Here is a 2,401-nt window from a genome sequence, read left to right on the forward strand (position 1 = left end):
CGCCGGAGGAGTTCCTGGCGAAGTATGGCGGCAATGTCACCCGAGGTGGCATCTACCTGCGCGCGCGCGCGGTGAAGCCACCAGGGACAGCTGTCACGCTGGACCTTCGGCTGGCGAGCGGCGAGCGCCTCATCCACGCGCAGGCCGTGGTCCACTTCGTCACCGGCCAGGGAGGCCAGGGCGTGGTGGGCATGGGCCTGCGCTTCCTGGGGTTGGACCCACAGACGCGCCGCTTCCTGGACCTGGCGGTCGCCGCCCTGCCCCACGCCCAGTCGGACGTGCCCCCGGTCCCCACCGGCGTGGGCCCTCCGGACTACACCGTCCCACCTCCGCCACAGGCGGCGAACCCCCAGGTGGTCGCCGCCCAGGCCGCGCCGCCTCCCGAGGGGGCCGCCCCGGTGCCCGCGACGATGATGTCGGACGCGGCGCTGGACTTGAACACGGGGGAGCCCAAGCGCGCCGGCGTGGTGATTGGCATCGACCTGGGCACGACGAACTCGTGCGCGGCGTACGTGCGCAACGGCAAGCCCGGGGTGCTCACCAGCCGCGAGGGCCACAACACGGTGCCCTCCATCATCGCCGTCAACACGCGCGGCAAGCTGGTGGTGGGCCACCCGGCCAAGGGGCAGATGCTCACCAACCCCCGCAACACGGTGTACGGCGCCAAGCGCCTGGTGGGGCGCGCGTACGACTCGCCCATCGTCGCGTCCATCAAGGACAAGTTCCACTACGAGATCACCGGCGGGGAGAACGGCGAAGCGGGCGTGAAGCTGTCGGACCGCGTCTACACGCTCCAGCAGATCTCCGCGCTCATCCTGCGCGAGGTGCGGGAGGTCGCCCAGAACCAGCTGGGCCAGCCGGTGTCGCGCGCCGTCGTCACCGTCCCCGCGTACTACAACGACAACCAGCGCCACGCGGTGCGCGAGGCCGGCAAGCTCGCGGGGCTCTACGTCGAGCGCATCCTCAACGAGCCCACCGCCGCGGCGCTCGCGTACGGCTACGGCCGCAAGCTCAACCAGCGCGTGCTCGTCTATGACTTGGGCGGCGGCACCTTCGACGCGTCGGTGCTGGAGCTGTCCGACAACGTCTACGAGGTCATCTCCACCGGCGGCGACACGTTCCTGGGTGGCATCGACTTCGACAACGCCATCGTCGCGTACCTGCTGGAGGAGTTTCAGAAGAAGGCGGGCCGGGCCTTCCAGGGCGACCGGGTGGCCATGCAGCGCATCAACGACGCGGCGGAGCGCGCGAAGTGCGCGCTGTCGGAGCGCTCGGAGATGCGGGTGCACGTGGCCTTCGTCACGATGATCGAGGACAAGCCGTACGACCTCGACGTCACGCTGACGCGGCAGAAGCTCGTCGAGCTGACCGAAGCGCTCGTGGACCGCACCGTCCAGGTCTGCGAGGAGGTCCTCAAGGCGAAGAACCTGGGCCCCAAGGACATCGACGAGGTCATCCTCGTCGGAGGCCAGAGCCGCTTCCCGCTGGTGCACGAGAAGATCACCCGCTTCTTCGGCAAGCCGCCCAGCAAGGGCGTCCACCCGGACGAAGCGGTGGCGCTGGGCGCGGCGCTGCTGGCGCACAGCCTGGGACAGCTCGAGGGCGTGGTGCTCATCGACGTGCTGCCCATGGCCATTGGCGTGGGCCTGCCGGGTGGCCGCTTCAAGCCCGTGCTGGAGCGCAACACCTCGCTGCCCTCCACCAAGAGCTACACGCTCTCCACGCACCGTGATGGTCAGACGGAGCTGGAGCTGACCGTGTTCCAGGGTGACTCCGACAAGGCGTCCGACAACGAGTACCTGGGCACGCTGAAGCTCGCGGGCCTGCCCAAGCTCCCGCGTGGCGCGGTGCAGGTGTCGGTGACGTTCGAGGTGAACAACGAGTCACTGCTGAAGGTCACCGCGCGCGAGGCCTCCACCGCACGCGAAGTGACGAGCACCTTCTCCACGCGCGACACGCCGGACGCCGTGAAGGCGAAGCTGGCGCAGCTCGACACGGAAGGCACGGCGGCCACCGCGCAGGCCGCGACGCCCACGCCGACGCGCACCACGAGCACGACGGGAGCAACCACCGCGAGTCCGGCGCCAATGAGGGCAACTGCGGGAGCTGCGACCACCTCGGCCCCGAGAGTGGTTCCACCCAAGGTCACAGCCGCGCCGCAATCCAACGTTCACGCGGTATCACCCGCGGTGAGCATGAAGCCGCGAGGCTTCGTGCGGTGGCTCAAGGGCTTGTTCGGTCGCGCCTGAGTCTCGGTTTCTCGCTGAGAGTGGATCAGCTCTCCTTCCACTTTCCCGCTGGGAATGAAGATGCATGTGGGTAGTCGTTGAGGCCCGCGCTTGTCGGCCTCGCCTGTTATTAAGCCGCCGGCCGCAACCTGCCCGACGAGCACCACACCCCC

The 2,401-nt window shown here is 69.1% G+C and carries 1 protein-coding gene; it reads left to right on the top strand.

Translation table 11 applies throughout. The features are described 5' to 3' along the window. Positions 1–2,249: TIGR02266 family protein (locus ACN469_RS06915; RefSeq protein ID WP_498765365.1), on the top strand; the 2,249-nt coding region annotated here is incomplete at its 5' end. Between the last annotated feature and the right edge of the window lie 152 nt (positions 2,250–2,401).

Origin of the sequence: Corallococcus terminator, assembly GCF_049194865.1 — a bacterium.
GTDB lineage: Bacteria > Myxococcota > Myxococcia > Myxococcales > Myxococcaceae > Myxococcus > Myxococcus terminator_A.